The 26,698-nt window shown below is 71.9% G+C and carries 25 protein-coding genes and 1 tRNA gene; 16 read left to right on the plus strand and 10 right to left on the minus strand.

Annotated features, from left to right (window positions below; genetic code table 11):
* The first annotated feature begins 228 nt into the window (after window positions 1–228).
* Window positions 229–450: a hypothetical protein gene (locus VGK78_RS04745; protein ID WP_331526290.1), complete on the plus strand. Its 222-nt coding sequence runs from the start codon at window positions 229–231 to the stop codon at window positions 448–450.
* A gap of 665 nt (window positions 451–1,115) precedes the next feature.
* On the opposite strand, the gene VGK78_RS04750 is transcribed toward VGK78_RS04745, so the two are convergent.
* Complete coding sequence (locus VGK78_RS04750) at window positions 1,116–1,637, minus strand: SRPBCC domain-containing protein (RefSeq protein WP_331526291.1); 522 nt, start codon at window positions 1,635–1,637, stop codon at window positions 1,116–1,118.
* Between the two features lie 117 nt (window positions 1,638–1,754).
* Window positions 1,755–1,937: a hypothetical protein gene (locus VGK78_RS04755; RefSeq protein WP_331526292.1), complete on the minus strand. Its 183-nt coding sequence runs from the start codon at window positions 1,935–1,937 to the stop codon at window positions 1,755–1,757.
* A gap of 129 nt (window positions 1,938–2,066) precedes the next feature.
* On the opposite strand from VGK78_RS04755, the gene VGK78_RS04760 reads away from it, so the two are divergent.
* From VGK78_RS04760 to VGK78_RS04780, 5 genes are all read left to right on the plus strand, one after another.
* The gene (locus tag VGK78_RS04760; RefSeq protein WP_331526293.1) at window positions 2,067–2,858 is read left to right on the plus strand and encodes a glucose 1-dehydrogenase; all 792 of its coding nucleotides are present in this window, start codon (window positions 2,067–2,069) and stop codon (window positions 2,856–2,858) included.
* A 99-nt stretch (window positions 2,859–2,957) separates the two neighbouring features.
* Window positions 2,958–3,197, plus strand: a complete 240-nt coding sequence (locus VGK78_RS04765; protein ID WP_331526294.1) for a hypothetical protein — start codon at window positions 2,958–2,960, stop codon at window positions 3,195–3,197.
* A gap of 55 nt (window positions 3,198–3,252) precedes the next feature.
* On the plus strand, window positions 3,253–4,707 hold the full coding sequence (locus tag VGK78_RS04770; protein ID WP_331526295.1) for an NAD(P)/FAD-dependent oxidoreductase: 1,455 nt from the start codon (window positions 3,253–3,255) through the stop codon (window positions 4,705–4,707).
* A gap of 15 nt (window positions 4,708–4,722) precedes the next feature.
* On the plus strand, window positions 4,723–6,183 hold the full coding sequence (locus tag VGK78_RS04775) for a lipase maturation factor family protein (protein WP_331526296.1): 1,461 nt from the start codon (window positions 4,723–4,725) through the stop codon (window positions 6,181–6,183).
* Window positions 6,184–6,190: 7 nt separating this feature from the next.
* The gene (locus tag VGK78_RS04780; protein ID WP_331526297.1) at window positions 6,191–7,423 is read left to right on the plus strand and encodes an amidohydrolase family protein; all 1,233 of its coding nucleotides are present in this window, start codon (window positions 6,191–6,193) and stop codon (window positions 7,421–7,423) included.
* A 29-nt stretch (window positions 7,424–7,452) separates the two neighbouring features.
* On the opposite strand, the gene VGK78_RS04785 is transcribed toward VGK78_RS04780, so the two are convergent.
* Both VGK78_RS04785 and VGK78_RS04790 read right to left on the minus strand, forming a co-directional pair.
* Window positions 7,453–7,929, minus strand: a complete 477-nt coding sequence (locus VGK78_RS04785) for an SRPBCC family protein (RefSeq protein WP_331526299.1) — start codon at window positions 7,927–7,929, stop codon at window positions 7,453–7,455.
* Complete coding sequence (locus VGK78_RS04790) at window positions 7,926–8,261, minus strand: metalloregulator ArsR/SmtB family transcription factor (protein WP_331526300.1); 336 nt, start codon at window positions 8,259–8,261, stop codon at window positions 7,926–7,928. The genes VGK78_RS04785 and VGK78_RS04790 overlap by 4 nt, the downstream gene beginning before the upstream one ends.
* Window positions 8,262–8,378: 117 nt before the next feature.
* On the opposite strand from VGK78_RS04790, the gene VGK78_RS04795 reads away from it, so the two are divergent.
* The 3 genes from VGK78_RS04795 to VGK78_RS04805 all read left to right on the plus strand — a co-directional run bounded on the left by VGK78_RS04795 (window position 8,379) and on the right by VGK78_RS04805 (window position 9,926).
* A complete protein-coding gene (locus VGK78_RS04795) occupies window positions 8,379–8,567 on the plus strand; it encodes a hypothetical protein (RefSeq protein ID WP_331526301.1) in 189 nt (62 codons plus the stop codon).
* Window positions 8,568–8,652: 85 nt separating this feature from the next.
* Window positions 8,653–9,144: a GtrA family protein gene (locus VGK78_RS04800; RefSeq protein ID WP_331526302.1), complete on the plus strand. Its 492-nt coding sequence runs from the start codon at window positions 8,653–8,655 to the stop codon at window positions 9,142–9,144.
* Entirely contained in the window at window positions 9,141–9,926 is a 786-nt protein-coding gene (locus tag VGK78_RS04805) for a class I SAM-dependent methyltransferase (RefSeq protein WP_331526304.1), read from the plus strand. The genes VGK78_RS04800 and VGK78_RS04805 overlap by 4 nt, the downstream gene beginning before the upstream one ends.
* Here the strand turns inward: VGK78_RS04805 and VGK78_RS04810 are convergent.
* The 3 genes from VGK78_RS04810 to VGK78_RS04820 all read right to left on the minus strand — a co-directional run bounded on the left by VGK78_RS04810 (window position 9,917) and on the right by VGK78_RS04820 (window position 15,083).
* Window positions 9,917–11,371 (minus strand): phospholipid carrier-dependent glycosyltransferase, encoded by a 1,455-nt coding sequence (locus VGK78_RS04810; RefSeq protein ID WP_331526305.1) that lies wholly within the window; start codon window positions 11,369–11,371, stop codon window positions 9,917–9,919. The two genes, VGK78_RS04805 and VGK78_RS04810, sit on opposite strands and share 10 nt — an antisense overlap.
* Window positions 11,361–12,815 (minus strand): glycosyltransferase family 2 protein, encoded by a 1,455-nt coding sequence (locus VGK78_RS04815; protein ID WP_331526307.1) that lies wholly within the window; start codon window positions 12,813–12,815, stop codon window positions 11,361–11,363. Before VGK78_RS04815 ends, VGK78_RS04810 begins: the two co-directional genes overlap by 11 nt.
* Before the next feature lie 249 nt (window positions 12,816–13,064).
* Window positions 13,065–15,083 carry a DUF6077 domain-containing protein gene (locus VGK78_RS04820; RefSeq protein WP_331526309.1) on the minus strand — a complete coding sequence of 673 codons (2,019 nt, stop codon included), beginning with the start codon at window positions 15,081–15,083 and terminating at the stop codon, window positions 13,065–13,067.
* Window positions 15,084–15,146: 63 nt separating this feature from the next.
* Here VGK78_RS04820 and VGK78_RS04825 point away from each other — a divergent pair, with 63 nt between their 5' ends.
* Complete coding sequence (locus tag VGK78_RS04825) at window positions 15,147–15,821, plus strand: UdgX family uracil-DNA binding protein (protein ID WP_331526310.1); 675 nt, start codon at window positions 15,147–15,149, stop codon at window positions 15,819–15,821.
* The gene (locus VGK78_RS04830) at window positions 15,818–17,272 is read left to right on the plus strand and encodes an MFS transporter (protein WP_331526311.1); all 1,455 of its coding nucleotides are present in this window, start codon (window positions 15,818–15,820) and stop codon (window positions 17,270–17,272) included. The genes VGK78_RS04825 and VGK78_RS04830 overlap by 4 nt, the downstream gene beginning before the upstream one ends.
* Here the strand turns inward: VGK78_RS04830 and VGK78_RS04835 are convergent.
* A complete protein-coding gene (locus VGK78_RS04835; RefSeq protein ID WP_331526312.1) occupies window positions 17,248–17,436 on the minus strand; it encodes a hypothetical protein in 189 nt (62 codons plus the stop codon). The two genes, VGK78_RS04830 and VGK78_RS04835, sit on opposite strands and share 25 nt — an antisense overlap.
* Window positions 17,437–17,534: 98 nt before the next feature.
* Here VGK78_RS04835 and VGK78_RS04840 point away from each other — a divergent pair, with 98 nt between their 5' ends.
* Entirely contained in the window at window positions 17,535–18,161 is a 627-nt protein-coding gene (locus VGK78_RS04840; protein WP_331526313.1) for a response regulator transcription factor, read from the plus strand.
* 4 nt (window positions 18,162–18,165) lie between these two features.
* On the opposite strand, the gene VGK78_RS04845 is transcribed toward VGK78_RS04840, so the two are convergent.
* The gene (locus VGK78_RS04845; protein WP_331526314.1) at window positions 18,166–19,902 is read right to left on the minus strand and encodes a SelB C-terminal domain-containing protein; all 1,737 of its coding nucleotides are present in this window, start codon (window positions 19,900–19,902) and stop codon (window positions 18,166–18,168) included.
* Between the two features lies 1 nt (window position 19,903).
* Window positions 19,904–21,208, minus strand: coding sequence for an L-seryl-tRNA(Sec) selenium transferase (gene selA / locus VGK78_RS04850; protein WP_331526315.1), 1,305 nt, complete (start codon window positions 21,206–21,208; stop codon window positions 19,904–19,906).
* 55 nt (window positions 21,209–21,263) lie between these two features.
* On the opposite strand from selA, the gene VGK78_RS04855 reads away from it, so the two are divergent.
* The 4 genes from VGK78_RS04855 to nrfD all read left to right on the plus strand — a co-directional run bounded on the left by VGK78_RS04855 (window position 21,264) and on the right by nrfD (window position 26,690).
* Window positions 21,264–21,356 (plus strand) — tRNA-Sec (locus tag VGK78_RS04855).
* A 269-nt stretch (window positions 21,357–21,625) separates the two neighbouring features.
* Window positions 21,626–24,865: a formate dehydrogenase gene (fdh, locus tag VGK78_RS04860; protein ID WP_414690632.1), complete on the plus strand. Its 3,240-nt coding sequence runs from the start codon at window positions 21,626–21,628 to the stop codon at window positions 24,863–24,865.
* Complete coding sequence (locus VGK78_RS04865; protein ID WP_331526316.1) at window positions 24,865–25,767, plus strand: 4Fe-4S dicluster domain-containing protein; 903 nt, start codon at window positions 24,865–24,867, stop codon at window positions 25,765–25,767. The genes fdh and VGK78_RS04865 overlap by 1 nt, the downstream gene beginning before the upstream one ends.
* Complete coding sequence (gene nrfD / locus VGK78_RS04870) at window positions 25,767–26,690, plus strand: NrfD/PsrC family molybdoenzyme membrane anchor subunit (protein WP_331526317.1); 924 nt, start codon at window positions 25,767–25,769, stop codon at window positions 26,688–26,690. Before VGK78_RS04865 ends, nrfD begins: the two co-directional genes overlap by 1 nt.
* Window positions 26,691–26,698 lie beyond the last annotated feature (8 nt).

Below are 26,698 nucleotides of genomic sequence, written 5' to 3' on the forward strand. Positions count from 1 at the left end.
AAAGGCACCGGCCAGACACGATGGGCAGTGCGGTGGAAGCCCGCCCTGAATGCGTTCGCCGTCACCTTCGCCGACCGGATGCCGGCCGCGGAGAACCGCTAACAAGATGAACGCCACTTACACCGTTGATCTGACAGACCCCCTGCTGGACGTCAAAAGAACCATGCGACTCGCTTGTTGCGGTGGAATGCTTGACGTCACTACACGCTTGTCACGAGTGGAGGCCCGATGATCTTCTACGGCTTTCTCGTTCTGGTCGGGCTCGGGACCGTGGTTTGGTTGATCCGTTCTCCTGTTGCCAGACAGGCGCGGCGGGGACACTTCACCGATCCGGGTCAAAATGGCGACAAGTTGGACCAGCTCAATGAAAGCCGGATGGGTTCGGCGGGCGACTTCGACGCAAGCGGCGGAAAGCGGGAGTCGGACTTCTTGAAGCGCAGGCCGCGGTAGCGGGTCCCGCACATGCGGGAGTCGTGCCCCGGGCCACCCGGTCGGCCTGGGCGAACATGGGCGAACACGGGCGTGGGAGGAACGTTCGCCGTACGCCCGGCGCTGCCCTCTGGTGTCCGCCCTCACCTCCGAGGAGGCATTGCGGCGTGGACGCCGTGAAGCGGTCGACGAGATGGGAACATTCAGTGCGTGTCCGAGGCCCGAGACGAGACTGGTGTCCACGGCTGGTGGCTCCGCGTGTCTCGGCGGCTGTTTCACACGCCGGCGCACCCTGATAGAGGCTTGTACGGCGCCGTAGCCGTCATGTTCTGCCTGGGCCTGGTCGCGTTGGCGGCAGGCCTCTTGGGCGTGGTGTACCTGCCGAACGGGGACTTCCCACGAACCTCGTTGCGTCTCGGTGCCGGACTCATCGTCGGACCGGGATTCATGTTCGCCGCCTCGGGTGCCCTCGTGCGCCGATGGTGGAACGGTCTTCAGGAGCCAGGTCGCCACACACTGGACTGACGTTCTCGAGAGGGATCAGCGCGCGAAGCCGCGCCAATCGCGCGTGGCGCTTCCGGCCTGCGCCGTCCTCCTTCTGCGACGGGACACCGAGCCCGCAGAGCTCAGCAGGGGGACGATCCCACCCTCCACACCCCACCGCAGCCTGTGTTCCTATGCCGCAGTCACGTTCGGTCATGCCGACGGGGGTCAGCCGCAGGAAGTCGTGTTCGCGACGTTCGGTGGCGATTCCGAGTGACATACGCGTCCAGGTTGCTCAAGGTGGACTCGAAGGCCATGGCGTGGTCCTCGCTCGAGATTCCGTCTGGAACGTCGGTGGCCGTGATGATGACGAGAGTCCCGGCGTCGACGGGCTCGAGAGACCACGTCATCGTCATCGTTCCGGCCAGGTCGGGGTCATCGGAGACGAAGTCCGCCTCCTCGACCAGCCGATGGGGTTCGTCCATGCTGACGAACCTCGCCTCGACCACGTCGGTGTTCTGGCCGGACTTCCCTCGTGTCGTCGCGTCGTCGTAGCTCAAAGTCATCCGGTAGCCACCGCCGGGTCTGGCGTCGAACCAGCTGAACCGCCCGGACATGCCGGCAGGAGGGAGCCAGGCAGTCCTGGCCGCCTCGTCAACGAGCGCAGCAAACACCTCGTCGAGTGGTGCGTCGACGACCGCCCGTCCCACGTCGGTATGGCTCACACGAGGAGACTAGGCAATGGGGACCACCGCGGGCGGCCCACAACTCGACCGGAGGATCCCAGGGCACCGCGAGACCGGAAAGTTCCGCGCGGGCACGAGGAGCGGGCCGGGGGGGGGTCATCGGGTTTCTTCGTGCTCGCCCCACGCCTGACGTACCGCCTCGGCGGCGGACTGCAGTACGGCGTCCACGTCGAGGTCGTCGGACTTCTTCGGGTGGCGTTCGAGGCGGCGGGCCATCCGAGTCTGCTGCTGACGTGGCGTCCGGGGCGGGATGCGCTTGCGACGCGGTGTCGGGGACATGGCTTCCAGGGAACCAGCCGGGATCAACCCGCGCACGATCAACGGGGCATGGCCCGGCGACCCGTCGGATACCTGGATGCCATGAGCCAACCTCCGCAACATCAGGAACCGCCCGGGAGCCGGGCGCGGATGGAGCCGCGTCCGGACTGCGGCGAGGAGAGCTACGAGGGGCACGGGCGCCTGAAGGGCAAGTGCGCGGTGATCACCGGCGCCGACAGCGGGATCGGCCGGGCGGTGGCGATCGCCTATGCCCGCGAGGGCGCCGACGTGCTGATCTCCTACCTCAGCGAGCACGAGGACGCCGAGGACACCGCGACGTACGTCGAGAAGGCCGGCCGGCGCGCCGTGCTCGTGTCCGGCGACATCTCCTCACCCCAGCACTGCCGGGACATCGTCGCGAAGGCGGTCGAGGAGTTCGGCCGGATCGACGTCCTGGTCAACAACGCGGCGTACCAGATGACCCGCGAGACGCTCGAGGACGTGCCCGACGAGGAGTGGGACCACACCATCGCGACGAACCTCTCGGCGATGTTCCACCTGTGCAAGGCCGCGCTGCCGCACATGGGGGAGGGATCGTCCATCATCGGCAGCTCGTCGGTCAACTCCGACAACCCCAACCCCACGCTGGCGCCGTACGCCGCGACCAAGGCCGCGATCGCGAACCTCACCGCCAGCCTCGCGCAGATGCTCGGGGAGCGCGGCATCCGGGTCAACAGTGTGGCGCCCGGGCCGATCTGGACACCGCTGATCCCGTCCACGATGGAGCCGGACAAGGTCGAGCAGTTCGGGTCCAACACACCCCTGGGCCGCCCGGGCCAACCGGTGGAGCTGGCTCCGGTCTACGTGCTGCTCGCATCCGACGAGGGCAGCTACGTGTCGGGAGCGCGGGTCGCCGTGACGGGCGGACGTCCGATCCTCTGACGACATGCTGTCGGCGGCCGGCGCAGGCATCCATCAGCGCTGGCGGGGTACCCGACAGGTCTCGACAGCTGAACGGAACAACCAGTGGAGGAGTGACCCATGGCAACCGGTGAGACGGGCTTCGACGACGTGACCTACGACCTGATCTCGGTGCAGTACCACGCGCTCAAGGCCGGCCACGACTACGGGCAGTACGTGCGGGACGCGGACAACGCCAAGCAGGACGACATCGCGTCGTTCTTCCGAGACGTCATGAAGCAGGACTCCGAGCGCGCCCACCAGTGCCACGAGTTCCTGCGACGTCTGGGAGGGACCGACAACACGGCGCCGCAGGGCTGACCCTCGGCACCCGCTGCGCGGACGCCGACCCCCCACCGGTCCTTAGGCTGAGGTCATGGCCGAGGTCGACGCCGTGGTCGTAGGGGCGGGTCCCAACGGCCTGACCGCGGCCGCCGTGATGGCCCGCGCCGGCCTCGCCGTGCGGGTGTACGAGGCTGCAGAGACCGCCGGTGGGGGGTCGCGCACGCGTGAGCTCACGCTGCCCGGATTCCGGCACGACCCGTGCTCTGCCGTGCATCCGCTCGCGATCAGGTCGCCGGTCTTCACGACCCTCGAGCTCAACAGGCACGGGCTGGAGTGGCTGCAGCCCGAGATCCCGATGGCCCACCCGTTCCCGGACGGTACGGCGGGGTTGCTGGCCCGTTCGGTCGACGAGACCGCCGCCTCGCTGGGCCCGGACGAGACCGCCTACCGGCGGCTGATGGAGCCGTTCGCAGGACGCTGGGACGAGCTCGCAGCCGACATCCTGCGGCCCCCCTGGTCGGCCTGGCCGGAACACCCACTGCGGCTGGCGCAGCTCGGGCTGCGGTCCGCCGTACCGGCTGCGCTCCTCGGCCGGATCTTCCGCGGCGAGCGGGCACCCGCGCTGCTCGCCGGGATGACCGCGCACGCGATGGCGCCGCTCACCGCGCCCACCGGCACCGCGGTCGCACTGGTGTTCGCGGTCGCCGCGCACTCCTCCGGATGGCCGATCCCGCGCGGGGGCTCCCAGTCCATCGTCGACGCGTTGCTGGCCGACCTCACCGCGCACGGGGGCGAGGTCGTCCTCGGCCACGAGGTGCGCGACCTGGCCGAGGTGCCACCCGCGCGGGCCTACCTCCTCGACGTCTCACCCACCGCCCTGGCCCGGATCGCCGGCGACCGGCTGCCCGCCCCGTTCCGCTCGCGACTGATGCGCTACCGGTACGGCCCCGGCGTCTACAAGATCGACTACGCCCTGGACGAGCCGGTGCCCTGGACGTCTCCGGCCTGCCGCAGGGCCGGGACCGTGCACCTCGCCGCGAGGTACGCCGAGGTGCGCGCCGCCCTGTCCGACGTGCACACGGGCCGTGTCCCCGACCCGCCGTTCCTGATCACCGCCCAGCCCACGCTCGTCGACCCCTCCCGCGCGCCGACGGGAGGCCACACTTTCTGGGTCTACGCGCACGTCCCCAGCGGCTACGACGGCGACCTGACCGACGCCGTGGAGCGACAGATCGAGCGGTTCGCCCCCGGCTTCCGGGACATCGTCCACGCCCGTCATGTGACCCGGCCACGCGACCTCGAGGCCGCCAACCCGAACTACGTCGGCGGCGACATCGCGTGCGGCAGTGCGGCCGGACTACGGCTGGTCGCCCGACCGCACCTGCGCCGCACGCCGTACGCCACGCCCGACCCCGCGGTCTACCTCTGCTCCTCGGCGACCCCGCCCGGCCCCGGCGTGCACGGGATGTGCGGCTACCACGCCGCCCGGGTCGCCCTGGACCGCCGCTTCGGCGTCCGGCTGCCGATCGACCCCTCTCGGAGCTAGTCGACGGGCAGCGCGGTGGACTGGTTCGCGGCGGAGCACAGCTGGTTGGCACGGATGCTGTTCCAGCGCTCGGTGGCCGCGATCTACCTGGTCGCCTTCGTCGTCGCCGCCCGGCAGTACCGCGCCCTCCTCGGTGAGCACGGCCTCACGCCTGTCCGGCGCTACCTGAGGTCGACCGGGTTCCGGCGCTCGCCCAGCCTGTTCCACCTGCACCACTCCGACCGGACGTTCCTCACGGTCGCCTGGGTCGGCGCCGTGGTGTCGCTCGCGACCGTGGTGGGCCTGACCGACGCCGTCCCCCTGGCCGCTGCGATGGCGGTCTGGGCCGTGCTCTGGCTTCTCTACCTCTCCATCGTCAACGTCGGCCAGACCTGGTACGCCTTCGGCTGGGAGTCGCTGCTGCTCGAGGCCGGCTTCCTCGCCGTCTTCCTCGGCAACGACTCCACCGACCCTCCGCTGCTCACCCTCTACCTCGTGCGCTGGCTGCTGTTCCGGGTCGAGTGCGGTGCCGGGCTGATCAAGATGCGCGGCGACCCGTGCTGGCGCGACCTGACCTGCCTGTACTACCACCACGAGACCCAGCCGATGCCCGGGCCGTTCAGCTGGTACTTCCACCATCTCCCGCGGCCGCTGCACCGGCTCGAGGTGCTCGCGAACCACACCACCCAGCTGGTGGTGCCGGTCCTGCTGTTCCTGCCCCAGCCGGTGGCCGGCATCGCTGCCGTGGTGATGATCGTGACCCAGCTCTGGCTGGTCGCCAGCGGGAACTTCTCCTGGCTCAACTGGATCACCGTCGTGCTCGCCTTCTCGGCCCTGCCCGACCGCTGGCTCGCGCCGGCCCTGCCGGGGCCCGGCCACCATGCCTCCGCCGGTACGCCGACGCCGTTCGCGGTGGTCGTCTGCGCGGTCACCGCGGCCGTCCTCGTGCTCAGCTACTGGCCGGTGGCGAACCTGCTGTCCTCCCGGCAGCGGATGAACACCTCGTTCAACCCGTGGCACCTGGTGAACGCCTACGGTGCTTTCGGGAGCATCACTCGGACCCGTTTCGAGATCGTCGTGGCGGGGACCCGTGATCCCCGGCCCGGCTCGGCCTCGGCGTGGGAGGAGTACGAGTTCCGGGGCAAGCCGGGAGACCCGAAGCGGCGCCCGCGGCAGTTCGCGCCGTACCACCTTCGTCTGGACTGGCTGATGTGGTTCGCCGCCCTGTCACCCCGGTACGCCGAACCGTGGTTCCGAACGCTCGTCCAGCGGCTCCTCGAGGGCGACCGCGCGGTGTCACGCCTGCTGCTGCGTGACCCGTTCGCCGGTGACGCGCCGTACGCCGTGCGGGCACTGGTCTACCGCTACCGGTTCACCACCCGGAGGGAGCACGCCGTCAGCGGCGAGTGGTGGGCACGCGAGCGGGTCGGCGAGTTCCTGCCGCCGGTGACGCTGCACGGACCGGCGGCAGCCGGGAGGCGACGCTCGGCGCTATAACTGGCGCGTGAGCGCGCACCGGCTCGTCGTCGCGGACGCTGCTATGCGGGGCCGCCCCGGCCGCTGGCAGATCGGCGTCGACGACGGCCTCATCACGACGGTCAGCGAGGATCGGTTGACCGGCCGGGACGAGATCGACGCCGGCGGCGGACTGGTCACCGAGAGCTTCGTGAACACGCATCTGCACCTGGACAAGGTGCACACGCTGGACCGGGCCGGCGACGCCGCGCTCACGGCGTACACCGCCGGGGACCCGGGTTCCGCGTTGCTCTCGATCGGGCTCGCGTCGGCGGTGAAGGCGGACTACGACCGCACCTGGATCGAGCCGAACGCCCGCGCGGCACTCCTGCAGGGCGTGCGGCACGGCGTCCGGCACATCCTGGCGTTCGCCGACGTGGACACCAAGGCCCGCCTCGAGGGCGTGATCCCGCTGCTGGCGTTGCGGGACGAGTTCCGCGGCGTGGTCGACCTGCAGGTGGTGGCGTTCCCGCAGGACGGTCTGCTCTGCGACCCCGGCGCCGAGGACCTGATCCGTGAGGCGGTCGACCTGGGCGCCGACGTCGTCGGTGGCATCCCCTGGATCGAGCACTCCGACGCCGACGCCCGCGAGCACGTACGCCGGATGTGCGCGCTCGCCGCGGACCACGGCCGGCGGGTGGCGATGCTCGTCGACGACGCCGGGGACGCGAGCCTGCGCACGACCGAGATGCTCGCGGAGGCGATGCTCGAGCACGACCTGGTGGGTCGCGGGGTCGCCCTCCACGCGCGGGCCCTGGGGCGGTATCCCCGGCCCGCCCTGGAGCGGCTCGGTCGGCTCGCGACGCGCGGGGGTCTCGGCTTCGTCAGCGACCCGCACACCGGTCCGGTGCACCTGCCGGTGCTCGAGCTGACCGCCATGGGGCTTCCCGTCGCCCTCGGCCAGGACGACATCGAGGACGCCTTCTACCCGTTCGGCCGCCACAACCTGGCCGAGGTCGCCTTCCTCGCCGCGCACGCCCTGGGGGCCGTCGACGGCGCCGGGATCAGCCTGGTCTACGACGCCGTGACGACCACGGCCGCGACCGTGCTCGGCCTGGCCGGGCACCGGCTGACCGAGGGCGGCAACGCCGATCTCGTCGTCCACCGGCACCCGACGTTGCGCTCGGTGCTCACCCACCACGAGCCCCCGGCGTACGTCGTGGCGTCCGGCCACGTGGTCGCCACGTCCACCTCGTCGACCAGCTTCCACCTGTCGTCCTAGCCGGGGCGTGCGCCTGCGGACGGCGGTGGTCAGCCCTCGCCGAACAGGGCGGCGTACCGGGCCAGGTACAACGGCCAGCCCTGGTCGCCCTCGACGCCCCCGTGGACCGACTCCCAGCCGGTGCCGTGGCGATCGAGATTGCGGTGCTCCAGCTCGACGCGGGTGCGGTCCGGCCCCTCGGCGACGAACCGGACCTCGACCTCACTGGTGAGCTCGGGGTCGGACTCGATCTGCCAGCGCGGGCTGATGTCCCAGCTGAAGACCAGCCTCTCCGGCGGGTCGTAGGCGAGGATACGCGCCCAGCGGCACTCGGTCCCGTCCTCGGCCCGGTCGACGATGTTCCCGCCGACCCACGGCTCGAGCACGGTCCGGGCGATCGGGGAGGGGAGCAGGTTGTGCTCGGGCGGCTTGATGTCGCCGAACCGCTCGGTGAACACGGCGAACGCCCGTTCCACCGGTGCGTCGACGACGATCTCGAGATGTACGGCGGTCTGGGTCTGGGTCATCGGTCCTCCTGAGGGCCACTCGTGGAATCGTCGGCGATGGTGTCGGCGTAGCGGGTCAGGGAGCGCTGCCAGTAGGTCTCGAGCTGGTCGCGGAGCGCTGCCAGGGCCACCGGGTTGACGCGGTAGATCCGGCGCGTGCCCTGGGCGCGCTCGGAGACAAGGCCGGCGTCCTTGAGGATGCGCAGGTGCTGGGAGACGGCCGAGCGGGTGACCGGCAGCTCGGCGGCCAGCTCGCCGACCGGGCGTGGACGCTCCGCCAGCCGCGACACGATCTCGCGCCGGGTCGGGTCCGCCAGGGCGCCCCAGCCGTCATCAACTCCGTTAGTATTCACTAACCGTTAGTAGAGCCTGACCGAAGTGGTCGTGTCAAGGGTGCCGACCCCGGCCGTGCGGGCTCCGAGCAGCCGAGCACACTGGAGGGAGCCCCTTTCACGCATGCGGAGGTCCCGATGAGCACCAGCAACCCGCACGACCGCGCAGCCGAAGCCGACGCAGCCGACCTCGCCGAGCAGGGTGCACCGGTGACGGACGAGGAGTCCGTCGACGTTCCCAGCCGGGACGACGTCGACGAGGGCGACCTGCTCGAGCAGGCGATCCCCGTCCCCGACGATGACGACGACGACCACGGCCGAACCTGAGCGGGCCTGAGCCCGGACCCGAGCCGACGGCCGGTGGCGGCGGCCGGTCGGCCCGCGCCGAGCCCGCACCACTACGCTCGTCCGCATGGCCAGTCCCCCCGACTCCTCGGTCGCCGAGGCCGCCCCGGTGACTCCGCGGCTGGGGCCGAAGCTGCTGCGCTACCTCACCGGCTCCGTGGTGGCGACCGTGTGCAGCGAGGTGGCCTTCGTGGTGCTCTACGGGCTGCTCGGCGTGGGGACGACCTGGTCGTCAGTGCTCTCCTGGCTGGCCGGTGCCGTGCCGAACTTCTGGCTCAACCGCAACTGGGCCTGGCAGCGCACGGGCCGCCCCAGTCTGCGCCGCGAGGTCCTGCCGTACGTCGCGATCATCCTCACCACCCTGGTGCTGGCGACCCTTCTGACCCACCTCGCCGACAACTGGCTTCACCACGAGGCTGTCTCGTCCTCGGTCCGGGTGACGCTGGTGGCCGCGGTGTTCCTCGGGACGTACGTCGTGGTGTTCGCGCTCCGCTTCCTGCTGCTGGAGCGGCTCTTCCGGTGGCTCCACCTGCTCGAGGCCGCCGAGGACCGCCGGTGAGCAACGAGCCGGGCGAGAACGGCTCAGTCGGCTCCGGGGGCTCTGTGGGGTCAGCCGGTGCCTTCTGCGCCGCGACCGGACGGTCGCTCGAGGACTCCTCTGGTGCCGACCAGCGGCGCTACCGCGCCTTCCAGCACGAGCTCATCGAGGCGCACTGCGGTCCGTCGGTGCTGGAGGTCGGCGCCGGGCTGGGGGAGTTCGCCGCCCAGTTCTCGGGGCTGGAGCGGCACGTGGTGACCGACGTCGACCCGGCGGCCGTCGCGGCGATGGCGGAGCGCTTCGCGACGCGACCCGAGGTCGAGGCGCGGGTCTTCGACCTGGCGGAGGGCGTCCTCGACCTCGGCAAGCCTGTGTCCACGGTGGTCGCGATCAACGTCCTCGAGCACCTCGACGACGACACGGGCGCCCTGCGCGCGCTCGCCGAGATGACGGAGCCGGGCGGGCGGATCGTGCTGTGGGTGCCGGCGTACATGCAGCTGTACGGCGACTTCGACCGGGCGGTCGGGCACGTGCGGCGCTACACGCCGGCCACCGTGCGCGCCGTCATCCGTAACGCCGGACTCTCCGCCGAGCTGGTCAAGCCCGTCAACCTCCTCGGCGGCCTCGCCTGGTGGATGGCCGTCCGTCGTGGCGGCGTCGGGGCGCCGAACCCCGGTCTGGTGCGCACCTACGACCGCTTCGTGGTGCCGGTGACCCGCGCCGTCGAGCGCCGGGTCACCCCGCCGTTCGGCCAGTCGGTGCTGGCGGTGGCGCGCGTCGCGGGTGAGGCCTCTCAGCGCTGAGCAGGGACCCGGTGCGGCTCGGGCTCACGGCTGTGTGTGTCGTCCGACCGGGGAGCACCCGTGGGAGGCCGCAGGCGTGTCCAGCCCAGGGCAGCGCTCAGGGGGAGCACCAGCACCAGGGGCAGCTGATAGCGCCACACGAACTGTGCGGTCACATCGGGGATCAGGATCAGCATCAACGGCAGGGCCAGGGTCAGCAGCGCCAGGGGCCGCAATGACGGCCCGTCCCGGCGGCGGCGTACGAGGATCCCGACGGCGGCCAGCACCACCAGGGCGAGAGCCAGCGGCCCGGTCAGGAACACGAACCGTCCGTACCACGCCATCACGTCCGCCATCGGCTGGTTGGTCCCGGGCAGCCGGCCGCCGTGCGCCTCGAACGCGGGCCGGGTCCAGTCGGGCGTCGCCTGGTAGTCGACGTAGTGGGCGAACGTCCACTTCACCGACGTGCTCATCTCGTAGTGGTTGCCGCGGTCGTACCCGATGAAGGCGAGGCTGAAGTCCCGCGCGACGTCGCGCGCGTAGTCGCCCGGTTGGGCCTCGATCGCGCGGATCGCGAAGTCACGCATCGCCTGCCGGACGGTCACGCCCGGCGGTGGGTGGAGCCGCGGGATGGTCTCCTGGGAGTGCCAGCCGTACCAGGTCGGGTCCTGGCGGTCGCTGAGCGGGTCGTCGGGGCACAGCACCCGTTCGTAGTCCGGCACCTGGAGCGTGCGGCAGTCGACGAACGTCGTCGTGCGCATGTAGAGCGCCCGGCCGCTCGCCTGCGTGATCGCCCATGCGCCGTTCTCGTGGTGGTACCACGCGGCGTACGCCGAGACGGGCACGGCGAAAGCGACCACCACCAGTGCCACGTGCAGGAGCCGCGTGCGCCACGACGTCGCGACCAGCAGCAGGAACAGGGCCGCGAGCACGATGATGGGCTCGCCCAGGATGCGCACGAGGGTCGCCAGCCCGAACAGCGCTCCGGCCACGACCGTGGTCCACCACCGCGGCGTCGGCCACCAGGCCAGCGCGGCGACCCCCGCGACCAGCAGAAAGCCGAACAGGACGTCGCTGAGGATCGTGTGCTCGAGCAGGAGCTGCATCGAGTCGAAGAGCGTCGGAACGGTGGCCAGGGTGGCCACCCACGGCCTGACCCCCCAGCGACGCAGGAGAGCGTAGGCCGCGACGGCGGTGAGCAGGCCGAGGACCGCTTGCAGGGACGTCACCAGCTCCAGCGATCGCGTCGCGTCGGAGACCCCGCGCAGGAAGATGCTGTAGCCGATCGGGCGGTCCGGCGACGGCGCCAGGTGGTCGCTGATGGCGAGGTACGTCGGGGCGTCGCTCATCAGGAACGCTGGCGGGAAGGCGATCACGATCAGGACCCGGAGGGCGGCGGCCACCACCAGCGTGACCAGGAACGGCAGCTCGGTGCGCCACCGGACGGGTGTCGCGTCAGTTGCCATGCCCACGAGTGTGGCGCAGCGCCGGTGCCGTCTCGCTCACCGGTCGCGGCAGGCCCTCGCGCAGCCAGGTGCCGGTCATCGCGCGGGCGTAGCGCCGGCCGTAGACGACGTTCCGGCCCTTCTTGGTCGAGCCCGCCGACCGGAGGTTCATCGTGCCCGGCACCTCGAGGGTCCGGAAGCCGTGCGAGACCACGCCCAGGAGCAGCTCGGAGGACTGGTACTGCGGCTGGTTGAGAGTGACGACCCCCGTGACCTCCGCCCGCATCGCGCGCAGACCGAAAGACGTGTCGGTGAAGCGACGCCCGGTGAGGACCGTGGCCAGCCACGCGAAGACGTGGACGCCGGCGCGACGTACCCGGTCGCGGGTCTGCTGGTGGCCCAGGATCCGCGAGCCGGTCACGAAATCGGCGCGGTCCTCGAGGATCGGCACGAGGAGTGCCGGCATGTCCGTCACGGCGTACTGCCCGTCGGCGTCGGTGGTGACGATGTACGCCGCCCCGTGCTCGCGGGCCACCCGGTAGCCCAGCCGGAGGGCGGCTCCCTGGCCGCGGTTGGTCCGGCACGACACGACGTGCGCGGCGGTGCGCTCGAGGGCCGCCGCGGTGCAGTCCGTGCTGCCGTCGTCGACCACGATCACGTCCACGTGGAGCCGGCAGATCTCCTCCGGCAGCGTCTCGAGCACCGCGGGGATGCCGTCGGCCTCGTTGTACGCCGCGATCACGATCGCGACCGGTCCCAGAGGCACGTTGCCGTAGCGGTCCCGGAACTCCGCCAGCGCCGCCTCGTCCACCTGGTCGCGCTGGGACACGCGGGTGCCACGACCCCGGCGACCGCGGAGCAGCGCGGTCACGCCGAGGGCTCCCGCGGCCGGCCACCAGCTGACCTCCGCGGCGACGCTCGACGTACCCGCGAGCACCGCCGCGACACAGGCGAGACGGAGGTCCACCGGCTCGGCACGGCCCACGCCGAGTGCCGCCGCGAGCCCGACCAGGGCCAAGGCGCCGGCGACGGGCCAGGCGACGTGGAGATGGACGATCCCGGGGTCGCCCGAGGCCACCGGGACGCCGTGAGCGAGCACGAAGGCGATGACGCATGCGGCGCCGAAGACGATGACGGGGAGCGCCGGTGACATCGGGACACGTCGTACGAGGAGCAGCAGCGCCGAGGAGACGATCACGAGCCCGAGCAGCACGCGGCCGTCCTGGTGGCTCAGCATCCGGTCGTCCAGGAGCGCCGGCAACGCCGCGGCGCAGCAGAGCCAGGTCCAGCAGCCCCACTGGAAGCAGACCAGCGCCACCGTCGTGCCGACGACCAGGGAGCCGAGGGCACTGGCCGAGAGCCCGTCGTCGGACAGGGCCTGCACCACCACGGCGACGGCGAGGACGGCGGTGAGCAGCAGCGGCGGTCGGGGCGTCGCTGCGCTGAGGGTCGAGGTCGCGGCCACGGTCAGCGGGCCACCGCGGGCGCGCTGCCGACCTCGGCGTCGCGCACCCCGCTCACGGGGCCCCGGTCGAGGAAGCCCGAGCCCCCGGTGACGACAACCAGGGTTCGCATCGCTTTCCTCTCTCGCCGACGTGCGGCCAGGGACGCCTCTCGGGGCATCGACCCGAGGTCGGGGTGGTCAGGTCTTCGTGAGCATATCGACGCGCCGGCCCGGGGCGTCTCTCCCCGTCTGTACCCCGTTCCCGGTCGGCTACGCATGACTGAGGCAGCGGTAGTAGTCCGTGGCCAGCAGCGGGCGGTAGCCGGCGTTGCGGATCGCGTCGTACCGGCGCTGGTCGGCGATGGCCGTGCATGCCACGTCCACGCCCACCCGCCGGAGCGCGGTACGAAGGTCGAACGGTGGTGTCGGGACGGCGTCGTTGACGTACTGCCACAGGTCGCGTCGATCGGCGTAGTGGAAGGCCGGGTCGTGCTCGAGGTAATGGAGGTAGTACTCGCGGGGCGCGACCGTCTTCACCGACGTGGTCGTGACCGCGAGCGTGACCGAGATCGAGTCGGGGGCCAGCACCACGTCTCCAGGTCGGGTGTCGCGCAGGATCTCCGCCACCACGGAGCGGCTCGCGTAGGACCGTTGCCAGTGGACCGGTTCGCGGAAGTAGGCGTTGGTGTCGTGCGACCAGATCGGATGGCCGAATCCGACCAGCAGCGCCAGCGCAGCCAGGGCCGCCACGGGCGTCGCACCACGGCCGAAGCGCCATCGGGCGCTCAACGTGTGGAGCCAGCTCGCCGCCCGGACGGCCGCTACCCCGACGAGGGGGGCGATCGTCGCCCCCCACGACACCCGCCACAGGGTCGGGCCGACGCCGGTGACGTCGTACATCGCCCGGGTGATGCCGGGCACGAGCACGATGCCGGTGCACAGGACCAGGACACCGGTCGTCACCCGCGCTGCCGGGTGCGGGACGAGCAGAGACCCGAGCAGGACCGCGAGGACCGCCGCCAGAGCCAGAAAGCCGGTCAGGAAGATCAGGTGACCGATCCACGACGCGTCGAACCGATAGAGGCGGCGGTCCCCGAAGTCGTCCGCGGATCGGCCACCGAGGACGAGGGTGACAACCACGGCTCCGAGTGGGTATCCGGCCATGGCGGCGAAGCCGGCCAGGGCGCGTCCGCGGGCACGGGGCAGGAGCGGCGCCATGGCCGCGAGCGCGATCAACGGTGTCAGGAACATGGCGGTGGTGCTCAGCCCGACGGATGCCACGCCCGTGAGCGCGAGAGCGGGCAGCCGCGACCGCGTCGGTCGCTCGACGTACCTCAGGGCGTGCACGAGCAGCAGGGGCACGACCAGACAGAGCAGGATGACCTTGCCCTGCCACAAGCGCGTCAGGAACAGGTTGCCGGGAGTGCCGTACGACGAGGTGCCGTCGACAAGGAGGAAGGCCAACGCGACCGACAGCACCCACGCGACGTGGCGGACCCGCCAGGTCCGCAGCAACCGCCAGAGGGCCAACACGGAGAGCGCCGTGGCGATCGGGGGGACCGACATGTACTCCACCGAGGCAGCGTGCGCACCGAGAATCCTGGCGACCACCCCGACCAGACCGTCGTAGGACGCCACCGGCGGCCAGTTCGACATCGGGTAGACCAGGTCTGCGAAGAGGGTGTCGCGGACCGGGAACTCGCCGTGGGTGGCAACCCACTGCGAGACGTTGAGGTAGAACAGGTCGTCCGGGTTGGACCGCAGGGGCCACAGCGAGAAGATGCCCAGACCGACCGCCCAGACCAGGACCACGCCGACCGTCCACCTGCCCTCGCCTTGCTCGCCGTCCGCGCGGTCGTCCCGGCTCGGACGGGGCCTCGCGTGCTCGTCGCAACGACCCAGGCCCGCGCACGCCCAGCCGATGCCGGCCACGGCGGCGATCAGCCACGGCACCCAGACCAGGACCCACGGCGCGCTCAGGGCCGTGCCCACGGCCGCGACGCAGGCGGCAACGACGGTCGTGGCCCGGAGCGGGCGAGCCCCGCTGGCGACCCACCGGGCCGGACCGAGCTCGCCGTGCGTCACGGGCGGGGGCACCCAGGGCCGTCGTGCTGCGATCCCGGCCGCGCACGCGAGCGCGAGCAGCTCGAGGGCGATCGCCGGCGTCGTGCCGAGCCGGGTCACCAGGCAGACGTGGTACACGAGGGTCCACGTCGCGAGCAGCACGACCACGCCGTCGAGGAGCCGGTCGCACCACGCCGCGGTGCTCCCACCGCGGCGTCGGACCATTGGACGAATGTAGCCACGCCCCGTTCGGCTCATGCCGGCCGGGCCGCGGGGTAACGGACGGGTGTGGCGACATCAGCGAGCGACCGGCCCGAGCGGCCCGGTGCCCAGGAATGGGTCCCGGAGCGGCTCGGGAAGAAGACGGTGGCAGCCGGGATCGACGCCTGCCGCGGGTGCGAGCTGTACCGCGACGCCACCCACGGTGTGCCGGGGGACGGGCCGCTCGACGCCGCGGTGATGCTCGTCGGTGAGCAGCCCGGTGACCAGGAGGACCGGCAGGGCAAGCCGTTCGTCGGCCCGGCCGGGCGGCTTCTCGACCGCGCCCTGGAGGACGCCGGCGTCGACCCGGGCATCGTCTTCCGGACGAACGCCGTGAAGCACTTCCGGTGGGATCCCGGCCGCGGCGGCAAGCGGATCCACAAGGGGCCGAGCCGGGTCCACGTCACGGCCTGCGGGCCCTGGCTGGTGGCCGAGCTCGACCTGGTCCGTCCGCGAGGCGTCGTGCTGCTCGGCGCGATCGCCGGCGCCGCCGTGTTCGGCCCGTCGTTCCGCGTGGGCCCTGCGCGCGGCCACCCACTGGACTGGCCGGACGGGGGGATCGGGTCGTCGTGGACGCCGTCCTGGGCGGTGGCGACCACGCATCCCTCGGCGGTGCTCCGCTCGCGGCAGCGGCACGAGGACTACGCCGCGCTCGTCGCGGACCTCGAGGTGGCCGCCTCCCTGTTGTCGGCCGACTCGTGACGGCGCCCCACGAGGAGGCCCACCGATGGCGGGCCCTGGTCGTCTGCCTGGTGGCCGGAGGGATGTGCCTGCTCGACGTCAGCATCGTGAACGTCGCACTGCCCTCGATCCGGATCGGGCTCTCCGCGGACGACAGCGACATCCAGTGGGCGGTGGCCGGATACTCGCTGGCCTTCGGGATGGCGCTCGTGCCGGCCGGCCGGATCGGGGACGCCCGGACCCGTCGTACCGTCTTCCTCGGCGGGATCGCGGTGTTCACCGCGGCCAGCGCCGCCTGCGGAGCGGCCTCCGGGCCGTTGGGGCTCGCCCTGGCGCGGGTCGTGCAGGGCATCGGCGGCGGGCTGATCACGCCCCAGGTGTCCGGTTTCATCCAGAACATGTTCCGGGGACAGGAACGCGGGCGTGCCTTCGGGCTGTTCGGTGCCACGGTCGGTGTCTCGACCGCTCTCGGGCCCCTCCTCGGTGGGCTGCTGATCCAGCTCGGCGGGGCGACCGACGGGTGGCGGCTGGTGTTCTACGTCAACGTGCCGGTCGGTCTGGTCGTGGTGGCACTGGCCCTGCGGTGGATGCCGCTCGACCGGGGCAGTCGGTCGGCGTCGCTGGACCCGGTCGGGATCCTGCTCTTCGCGTCGGCGGTCCTGCTGGTGCTGCTCCCGGTCGTGCAGGGAGGGCAGGGCCAGTCGCTCGCGGACCGACCGTGGTGGATGGTGGCGGTGGCCGCGGTCGTCCTCGGGGTCTTCCTCGCCTGGGAGGTGCTCTGGACCCGACGCGGACACGGCACGCTCGTCGACCTGTCGCTGCGTCGCGTGCCGTCGTACGTCTTCGGGGTGTCGCTGGGCACGTTCTACTTCGCCGGGTTCACCGCGATCTTCCTGATCCTCACGCTCTACCTGCAGGAGGGGCAGGGGTACTCCGCCCTGGAAGCGGGAGCCACCCAGATGTCGTTCGCGGCGGGCTCGGCGGTGTCCGCGTTCCTCGCCGGGCGCCTGGTCAGCAGGTTCGGCCGCAAACTGGTGATCACCGGACTGGTCGTGATCGGGGCCAGCCTGGTCGCGCTCGACGTCGTGGTGCCGCACCTGCACGGGTCCATCGGGGCCAAGATCGCACCCATCCTGTTCCTGGCCGGAGCCGGGGGAGGCATGGTCATCTCGCCGAACGTGACCCTGTCCCTGGAGGAGGTCGACCCGGTACGGGCCGGAGCCGGCGGAGGGCTCCTGCAGACAGCGCAACGGGTCGGGTCGGCGGTCGGCGTCGCGGTCGTCCTGGCGCAGTTCTTCGACCGGCTCGCGTCGACGCACGGCGAATTCGCCGAGGCGTTCTCGGTGGCGCTGCACACGACGATCGCCCTCGTGGTGATCGCCCTGGTGCTGGCGGTCGCCGACCAACTCCGGCGCACCGGCGGCGTCGGCACCGGCGAGACCGATGCTCAGCGCCGGCCGAGCACCCAGTAGGCCAGGGAGTTGCCCGGGTTCATCCCGATCAGCAGCCGCCACAGGAGCTTGGGGCCGCGGACCTCGGCGTCGCCGCGACGCGCCAGGTCGCGGAACGCGAAGGCGGCGGACACCGCCTCGACGGCGACCACGGCGATGACGACTTCCTTCGGCGGCTTCCGCATGACGCGAGCGTAGCCAGACGACCCTCCGCAGCTCCGCGGTCCGGTGCATGGCTGTGACGAGACGGGGGTACAAGAGGAGCGTGGAGTTCGATCGACCCGTGCGCGTGCGTCTCGTCAACGAGTGCGAGCTGGTGCGTGCCGGGCTGACCCAGTTGCTGACCGAGCACGCGGACCGGGCGATGCTTCTCGCACCCAGCGCCGACCGTGACGAGATCGCGGACGTGGCGCTGGTCGACCCGTTCCGGCGGCGTACCGACGACGTCCTCGGCGCCCCGACGACGGTGATCCGGCCTCCGGGAACGGCTCGGGTGGCGGTGTTCACGTGGGAGTGCCGCGACGGCTTCGTCGAGCGCGCCATGCTCGGCGGTGCCGACGGCTACCTCACCAAGGACCTGCCCGCCCTCGAGCTGGTCGCCGCCCTCGAGAAGGTGCACGCCGGCGAGCGGATCGTCGCGGTCGACGCCGGACAGCGGCCCGCGCCCCCGAAGCCCCGCCCGATCGCGTTGACACCCCGGGAGACCCACGTCGTGGCGCTGATCGCCGCGGGCGCCCCGAACAAGGAGATCGCCCGGGAGCTCGAGCTCTCGATGAACACCGTGAAGTCGCACATCCGGACCGCCTACCGCGCCATGGGCGTGACCAGCCGGACGCAGGCCGTGCTGTGGGCGGTCGAGCACGGCATCACCGCTCCCTGGGTCGCCGTGCGCGACGAGGTCGCCTCCTAGCTGGTCACGAGGCGGCGGTCTGGCGGGGGAGGACTCGGCGGGTGTCGTCGGGGAGGCGCACGGTCCGGCCGGCCCGGTCGAGGTGGGCCAACAGGGGCAGGACGACGCGTCTGCTGGTGCCCAGTGCCTGACGGGCCTGGCTGGTGGTGAAGGGCTGCGGCAGCGCGCCCAGCACGTCGTACGCCGTGTCGTCGGCGCCGGGCAGCAGCACGACCCCGTCGCCGAGCGCGAGCAGGTGACCGTCCCGCGCGAGCCTCCCGACCGTGCCGCGGTCGAGACCGAGCACGACGAGGCGATCTGCGTCGGGCGCCCGGAACGGGTCGTCCCGGAGCTCGGAGTGCAACGTCTCCAGCGCGTGCCGCACGGGCTCCGGCAGCGCCTGGTCGACGACCAGTCGCCCCGCGCGCATCGAGACGGGCTCGGCGACCAGCACGGGGATCAGGCCGCGGTCGGGAAGGCCGATCGCGCGGGCCGCGGCCTCGGGGGAGAGTCCGTCCGGTGCACCTGAGACCGCCGAGTGCAGCGCCTTCCGCCACACGGCCAGCTGCTGCCCGGACACCAGCCAGTCGCCGACCGAGGCGGCCTCGGGCGGCACCGGGTCGGCGTCGACGCCGAGCCGGCGCAGCAGGCTCCGGCGTACGGCGCCACGGCGGTCCAGCTCGCCCGCCACGTCGGACCGGAGCCCGGCCAGCTCGACGGCGCGAGCCCGTGCCGCGCCCCGGCGGCCGAGTCCGGGCGGGGCGGCGTCGAGGACGTCCGCGCCCCAGAGGTGCCTGCTGCCGGGGTCGCGGAGCGCCACCCGGTCGCCGTGCCGCAGGGGCAGGGGTGACCCGAGACGCAACCGGGCATACCGGTCACCGAGCGCGCGGGCCCGGACCGCCACCCGGGTCGAGCCGACGTGCAGCAGCGGGGTCTCGGGCACGCGTCCCTCACCGTGCAGGCGCACGTCGACCTCGGTGACCTCGGCGTACGCTCCGGGTGTCACCAGGGCCGAGCCCCGCCCCAGGGCGGAAGGCGCGCGTCCACCGAGGCGCAGCGCGACGCGGGCGGGGCCGGACACCTCCTCCGCCGGGCGGCCGAGCGACTCGAGACCGCGGACGCGGACCGACTCCTCACCGAACGCGAGCTCGTCCCCGACCCGCACGGTGCCGGCCGGAAGTGTCCCGGTCACCACCGTCCCCGCGCCGGCCACCCTGAACACGCGGTCCGCCCACAGCCGGACGTCCGACGACGGATCGGCCGTCACACCCGCGAGCACACCCACGAGCTCGGCTCGGAGCTCCTCCAGCCCGGCCCCCGTGCGGCCGCTCACCACGACCGCCGGGCACCCGGCCAACGAGGTCCGGTCGACCTCGGCCCGCGCCTTCCCGAGCGCGGCTGCCGGGTCCGCCAGGTCGGACCGGCTCACCACCACGAGTCCGTGCCTGACGCCGAACGCGTCGAGGGCCGCGAGGTGCTCGGCCGCCTGAGGCATCCACGGGTCGTCGGCGGCCACCACCAGCATCGCCACCGGCACGGGTCCGAGGCCGGCCAGCGTGGTCGACAGGAAGCGTTCGTGGCCCGGGACGTCGACGAACGCGACGTCGCCGATCCCGTCGAGGTCGGTCCAGCAGTAGCCGAGCTCGATCGACAGCCCGCGCCGGTGCTCCTCGTCGAGCCGGTCCGGGTCCTGTCCGGTGAGGGCGCTGACGAGGGTCGACTTGCCGTGGTCGACGTGCCCTGCCGTGGCGACGACGTGCACGTCAGTCGTGTCCCGGGTCCACTGCGCGTCGTACGGCGTCGACCAGGGCGTCGTCGAGCGACTCGGGCACCGTGATCAGGTCCAGGTGGAGGCGCCCGTCCGCGACGTAGCCGACGACCGGCGGCTCGCCGTTGCGGAGCGGGTCGGCCAGCAGGGGCGGCAGTGCCACCGCGGCGCTGGGGAGCGTGACACCGGGTGCGCCGCCGCCGCCGACGGCGCCGTCGGACGCAACGGCCTCGGCGAGGTCGGGGCCGAGCGCGTCGGCGATGCGCCGTGCCCGGCGCATCAGGTCGTCCTGCCGGACACCGAGAGCGGCGAGCACCGGCGGGGTCGGTCCGGCCAGCGTCGCCTCGAGCGCGGCGAGCGTCAGCTTGTCGACGCGCATCGCGCGCGCCAGCGGGAACCGGCGTACCTGCGTGACCAGCGCGGCGTCGCCGAGCACCAGCCCGCACTGGGGACCTCCGAGCAGCTTGTCGCCGGACGCCGTCACCAGGGCGGCGCCGTCGCGCAGCGTGGAGGCGGCGTCCGGCTCGCCGGGAAGCCGCGGGTGCGGCGTGAGCAGGCCCGACCCGATGTCCGCGACCACGGGTACGCCGAGCGCCGAGAGGCCCGGGACGGGGACGGAGGAGGTGAAGCCCTCGACCCGGAAGTTCGACGGGTGCACCTTCAGCACGAACGCCGTCTCCGGACCCACCGCGGCCTCGTAGTCGGCCAGGTGCACGCGGTTGGTCGTGCCGACCTCCCGCAGCCGGGCCCCGACCGACTCGAGCAGCTCCGGGATCCGGAAACCGTCGCCGATCTCGACCAGCTCGCCCCTCGCGACGACGACCTCACGGCCGGCCGCCAGCGCGCACGTGACCAGGGCGAGCGCGGCTGCGCCGTTGTTCACGACGTGCACCGCTCCGGCATCCGGGACGGCGGCTGACAGCGCGGCGAGGGCGCCACGACCGCGCGGCCCGCGTCGACCGGTCAGCAGGTCCAGCTCGACGTCCGTGCTCCCCGCCGCGGTCACCACCGCGTCGACGGCTGCGTCCGACAGCGGCGCCCGGCCGAGGTTGGTGTGCACGACCACGCCGGTCGCGTTGACGACGCGTCGCAAGGAGGACGCGGCGACGGGAAGTCCGGCGACGACGTGGTCGACGACTGCGTCCGGCGCGAGATCTCCGTCGCGGACCCGTTGCAGCGCGTCCGTCACGGCGTCCTTGACGACGCCGCGGCCGAGACGACCGGCGGCGTCCTGCAGCCGTGGGTCGGCGAGCACGACGTCCGTGCGCGGCGTACGACGGCGCGGGTCTGGCTCCGACACGGACCCATCTTCCCCTCACCGACGCCGGGTGACGAGCTGTCCCTAGGCTGACCCCGGAGGCGTACCTCGTCTGGTGACGGGCGCGGTCCTCAAAACCGTAGTGACCGGGTAGCCCGGTCAGGCGGGTTCGATTCCCGTCCGCCTCCGCTGGAGCAAGCACGCAGCCGCGCCCGAGGAACGAGGGCGCGGCGTCGCGTGCGCAGATTGAGCGAGCCCCACGGCTGAGCTTGCGAAGCCGTGACGGGCGTGTCGACATCCGGCGACGGTGCCTGGGGGGCGACCGAGGGGTGCTGGGCGACCGAAGGGTGGTTTCGAGTCAGGCTCCCAAGGGCCCTCCTCAACCACCCGGTCGGGTCGGTGACCATCCGGAGCCCCCGGCCATGTTTGAAGGACCGCCGGGATGGCTACTGTGGCGTCGTGGCTGTGACGTCCCGGATCGGCGAGTGGTCGCTCCTGCGCCAGTTCACCGGCCGCGACCGCCTCGGGCGCGGCGAAGCGGCGCAGTCGGAGCAGAGCCGCACCCTCGAGCCGCGGACCGTCCAGGCCGACCGGGTGGTCGAGTCCATCTGTCCCTACTGCGCGGTGGGCTGCGGCCAGAAGATCTTCGTCAAGGACGAGAAGGTCACCCAGATCGAGGGCAACCCGGCCAGCCCGATCTCCCGCGGCCGTCTCTGCCCCAAGGGCAGCGCCTCCAAGCAGCTGGTCACCTCGCCGACCCGGGTGACGAAGGTCCGCTACCGGCGGCCCCACAGCACCGAGTGGGAGGACCTGGACCGCGACACGGCGATGGACATGATCGCCGACCGGGTGATCAAGACGCGCAAGGAGTTCTGGGAGTGGGAGAGCGACGGGAAGCGGACCCGTCGCACGCTCGGCATCGCGAGCCTCGGAGGAGCGACCCTCGACAACGAGGAGAACTACCTCATGAAGAAGCTCTACACCGCGATGGGGGCGATCCAGATCGAGAACCAGGCCCGGATATGACACTCCTCCACGGTGCCCGGTCTGGGTACCTCGTTCGGCCGCGGTGGGGCCACCACCAACCTGATGGACCTGCAGAACTCCGACTGCATCCTGATCCAGGGCTCCAACATGGCCGAGGCGCACCCGGTCGGGTTCCAGTGGGTGGTGGAGGCCAAACGGCGTGGCGCGACGGTGATCCACGTCGACCCGCGCTTCACCCGCACCTCGGCGCTCGCTGACCTGCACGTCCCGATCCGGGCCGGATCCGACATCGCGTTCCTCGGCGCCCTGATCAACCACGTGCTCAGCAACGACCTCTACTTCCGTGAGTACGTCGTCGCCTACACCAACGCCGCCGCCCTGGTCGAGGAGGACTTCCGCGACACCGAGGACCTCGGCGGCGTCTTCTCCGGCTACGACCCGGAGAAGGGGTCCTACGAGCCCAGCAGCTGGCAGTACGCCGGAGCGACCGAGGCCGCGGCTGCGGGCCAGCGCGACCCGGGTCAGTCCGGCACTCCCGACTCCGCGGGGCGGCACCGGTCGGCGAGGTCGGAGACGAGCGGCTCGGGCGGTCCGGCGGTCGAGGCGAAGCCCGAGCGCGACGAGACCTTGCAGCATCCGCGCTGCGTCTTCCAGGTCCTCAAGCGCCACTACGCGCGCTACACGCCCGAGATGGTGCAGGAGGTCTGCGGCATCTCTCCCGAGCAGTTCCGCAAGGTCGCCGACGCCCTGACCAGCAACAGCGGCCCGGAGCGGTCCAGCGCGATCTGCTACGCCGTGGGCTGGACCCACCACAGCGTCGGCGTGCAGAAGATCCGCGCCGCGGCGATCCTGCAGGGGCTGCTGGGCAACATCGGCCGGCCGGGGGGCGGGATCATGGCGCTGCGCGGGCACGCCTCGATCCAGGGGTCCACCGACATCCCGACGCTGTTCAACATCCTCCCCGGCTACATCCCGATGCCGCACGCGCACGAGCACGAGTCCCTCGACGACTTCGTGGCCGAGGACGCCGGCAAGACCGGCTACTGGGGGAACATGCGTGCCTACGCCGTCAGCCTGCTCAAGTCCTGGTTCGGGGACGCCGCGACGGAGGAGAACGACTACTGCTTCGACTACCTCCCGCGACTCACCGGGAACCACGGCACGTACGAGACCGTGAAGGCCCAGCTCGAGGGTGGGTGCAAGGGCTACTTCGTGGTCGGGGAGAACCCCGCGGTCGGGTCCGCCAACGGCAAGATGCAGCGGCTCGCGCTGGCCAACCTCGACTGGCTGGTGGTGCGGGACATGCAGATGATCGAGACCGCGACGTTCTGGAAGGACGGGCCGGAGATCGAGACCGGCGAGCTGGTGACCGAGGAGATCGGCACCGAGATCTTCTTCCTGCCGGCGGCGGCGCACACCGAGAAGGCGGGCTCGTTCACGCAGACCCAGCGGATGCTGCAGTGGCGCGACAAGGCGGTCCGGCCGCCGGGCGACTCCATGAGCGAGCTCGACTTCTACTACGAGCTCGGTGAGCGGTTGCGCGCCAAGCTGGCCGGGTCGACCGACGAGATGGACCGGCCGCTGCTCGACCTGACCTGGGAGTACGAGAAGGACGACGACGGAGACGTCGACGGCGAGTCGGTGCTGCGCGAGATCAACGGCACCGGTCCCGACGGCGCCGCCCTCTCGTCGTACACCGAGCTGAAGGACGACGGCTCGACCGCGTGCGGCTGCTGGATCTACTGCGGGGTGTACGCCGACGAGGTCAACCAGGCGCGTCGCCGCAAGCCCCACTGGGAGCAGGACCAGGTGGCGGCCGAGTGGGGCTGGGTGTGGCCGGCGAACCGCCGCATCCTCTACAACCGTGCCTCCGCCGCGCCCGACGGGACCCCCTGGAGCGAGCGCAAGAAGTACGTCTGGTGGGACGCCGACGAGGGCACGTGGACGGGCCTCGACGTACCCGACTTCATCCCGGACCGGCCACCCGACTACGTCCCCGACGAGGACGCGCAGGGCCCCGACGCCATCGGTGGCAAGGACCCGTTCATCATGCAGACCGACGGCAAGGCCTGGCTCTACGTCCCCGTGGGCCTGGCGGACGGCCCGATGCCCACGCACTACGAGCCGCCGGAGTCGCCGGTCCCGAACCCGCTGTACCCCGACCAGCAGCGCAACCCGGCGCTCGAGGGCATCGAGACGCCGACCAACCCGATGAACCCGTCGTTCAGCGACGTGTTCCCCTACGTGTTCACCAGCTACCGGCTCACCGAGCACCACACCGCTGGTGGCATGAGCCGCACCCTGCCCTATCTCACCGAGCTGCAGCCCGAGCCCTTCTGTGAGGTGTCGCCGACGTTGGCGCAGGAGCGCGGGCTGGAGCACCTGGGGTGGGCCACGATCGTGACCTCCCGCTCGGCCATCGAGGCCCGGGTGATCGTCACGGACCGGATCCGCTCGCTGCGGCTGGGTGACCGCCGCGTCGAGCAGGTGGGGCTGCCCTACCACTGGGGACGCAACGGCATCATCCCCGGCGACTCGCCGAACGACCTCGTCGGCGCGGCGCTCGACCCCAACGTGCACATCCAGGACAAGGTCGGCACCTGCGACATCCGCCCCGGCCGGCGCCCACGCGGCCGCGCGTTGACGGCGTACGTCGAGGACTACCGGCGGCGGGCCGGGATCGGCGCGGAGTCGGAGAAGGAGGAAGGCTGATGGGCAGGCTGTCCGGCCGCCTGGACGACGTCACCGGTGACGCGGGCTACGGATCGTCCGGTGAACACCCGCCGCGGATGGGGTTCTTCACCGACACGTCGGTCTGCATCGGCTGCAAGGCCTGTGAGGTCGCCTGCAAGGAGTGGAACTCCGTCCCCGACGACGGCTACCTGCTGACCGGGATGTCCTACGACAACACGCAGTCGCTGGGGGCCAGCACCTGGCGGCACGTCGCCTTCGTCGAGAAGCCGACGTCGACCTCCGTCGACCTCGGCATGCCGGGAAACGGCCCTCCTTCTCAGGGGCAGGACCAGGAGGCGGAGTCGGGCGACGACAGCATCCGCTGGCTGATGTCGTCGGACGTGTGCAAGCACTGCACCCACGCCGCCTGCCTCGACGTGTGCCCGACCGGATCACTGTTCCGCACCGAGTTCGGCACCGTCGTCGTTCAGGCCGACATCTGCAACGGCTGCGGCTACTGCGTCCCGGCCTGCCCGTACGGCGTGATCGACCTGCGCGAGGACGACGGCCGCGCCTTCAAGTGCACCCTGTGCTACGACCGGCTGAAGGAGGACCAGACGCCGGCCTGCGCGATGGCCTGCCCGACCGAGTCGATCCAGTTCGGCGAGCTCAGCGAGCTGCGGCAGCGTGCCGACAACCGACTGGCAGAGCTCCACGAGAAGGGTGTGGACGCCGCCCGGCTGTACGGCCGAGACCCCGAGGACGGCGTCGGGGGCGACGGGGCCTTCTTCCTGCTGCTCGACGAGCCCGAGGTCTACGGGCTCCCGCCCGACCCGGTCGTGACGACGCGGGACATCGGCTCGATCTGGAAGCACGTCGGCGCGGCTGCCGCGGCCGTCGCCGGTCTCGGCGTCGCCGCCTTCGTCGGGAGGCGGCGCTGATGGCGCCCCGCGACCAGATCGTTCCCGACGGGGACTTCTCGTCGTACTACGGACGACCGATCCTCAAGGCACCGACCTGGAAGAGTCCCGACATCCCTCTGTACTTCTTCCTGGGCGGCATGGCGGGTGCGTCCGCCGTGCTGGCAGAAGGAGCGGCGATGACCGGCCGGCCCGGTCTCGAGCGGGTCGCCAGGCTGGCGGCGGCGGGAGGGGCCTCGGTCGGGACCGTGGCCCTGGTGCACGACCTCGGGCGGCCCGAGCGCTTCCTGAAGATGCTCCGCGTCGTGAAGCCGACGTCGCCCTTGTCGGTCGGGTCGTTCATCCTGGCTCCCTTCAGCACGTTGTCGGGGATCGCCGCCGCCTCGCAGGTGACCGGATGGTTCCCGCGGATCGGTCGGTTGGCCGGGTTGGGTGCTGCTGCATTCGGCCCGCCGCTCGCGACGTACACCGCCGGGTTGATCGCGAACACCGCGATCCCGGCCTGGCACGAGGCCCACCGGGAGCTGCCGTTCGTATTCGGCGGCTCGGGAGCGGCCGCCGCGGGCGGGGTGGGCATGCTGTGCGCGCCGTACGCCGAGACCGGGCCCGCCCTGCGTCTGGCCGTCGCGGGCGCGGTGGTCGAGACCGCGGCCGCGGAGATGATGAGCAAGCGTCTCGGCATGCTGGCCGAGCCGTACCACGAGGGCCGGTCCGGGAAGCTGATGAAGCTCCAGCGCGGTCTCACCGGGGCAGGGCTCGTGCTGTCCGGACTGGGGCTCAAGAGCGGTCCGGCGCGCCGATTGGCGGGCGCCGCCCTCGTCGCCGGCTCGCTGGTCACCCGCTTCGGGATCTTCGAGGCCGGCAAGGCGTCGGCGAAGGACCCGAAGTACACCGTCGTACCCCAGCGCGAGCGCCTCGAGAAGCGCGAGCCGGCCCTGGCGTGAACCCGCCG

The sequence above is a fragment of the Nocardioides sp. genome (assembly GCF_036503465.1).
In the GTDB taxonomy this organism is placed as follows: domain Bacteria; phylum Actinomycetota; class Actinomycetes; order Propionibacteriales; family Nocardioidaceae; genus Nocardioides.

Bases quoted from the DNA above. Each gene is read 5' to 3' on its own strand.
- VGK78_RS04745 (WP_331526290.1), top strand. From the start codon at position 229: ATGATCTTCTACGGCTTTCTCGTTCTGGTCGGGCTCGGGACCGTGGTT.
- VGK78_RS04755 (WP_331526292.1), bottom strand. From the start codon at position 1,937: ATGTCCCCGACACCGCGTCGCAAGCGCATCCCGCCCCGGACGCCACGT.
- VGK78_RS04760 (WP_331526293.1), top strand. From the start codon at position 2,067: ATGGAGCCGCGTCCGGACTGCGGCGAGGAGAGCTACGAGGGGCACGGG.
- VGK78_RS04765 (WP_331526294.1), top strand. From the start codon at position 2,958: ATGGCAACCGGTGAGACGGGCTTCGACGACGTGACCTACGACCTGATC.
- VGK78_RS04770 (WP_331526295.1), top strand. From the start codon at position 3,253: ATGGCCGAGGTCGACGCCGTGGTCGTAGGGGCGGGTCCCAACGGCCTG.
- VGK78_RS04785 (WP_331526299.1), bottom strand. From the start codon at position 7,929: ATGACCCAGACCCAGACCGCCGTACATCTCGAGATCGTCGTCGACGCA.
- VGK78_RS04795 (WP_331526301.1), top strand. From the start codon at position 8,379: ATGAGCACCAGCAACCCGCACGACCGCGCAGCCGAAGCCGACGCAGCC.
- VGK78_RS04800 (WP_331526302.1), top strand. From the start codon at position 8,653: ATGGCCAGTCCCCCCGACTCCTCGGTCGCCGAGGCCGCCCCGGTGACT.
- VGK78_RS04810 (WP_331526305.1), bottom strand. From the start codon at position 11,371: ATGGCAACTGACGCGACACCCGTCCGGTGGCGCACCGAGCTGCCGTTC.
- VGK78_RS04820 (WP_331526309.1), bottom strand. From the start codon at position 15,083: ATGGTCCGACGCCGCGGTGGGAGCACCGCGGCGTGGTGCGACCGGCTC.
- VGK78_RS04835 (WP_331526312.1), bottom strand. From the start codon at position 17,436: ATGCGGAAGCCGCCGAAGGAAGTCGTCATCGCCGTGGTCGCCGTCGAG.
- VGK78_RS04865 (WP_331526316.1), top strand. From the start codon at position 24,865: ATGGGCAGGCTGTCCGGCCGCCTGGACGACGTCACCGGTGACGCGGGC.
- nrfD (WP_331526317.1), top strand. From the start codon at position 25,767: ATGGCGCCCCGCGACCAGATCGTTCCCGACGGGGACTTCTCGTCGTAC.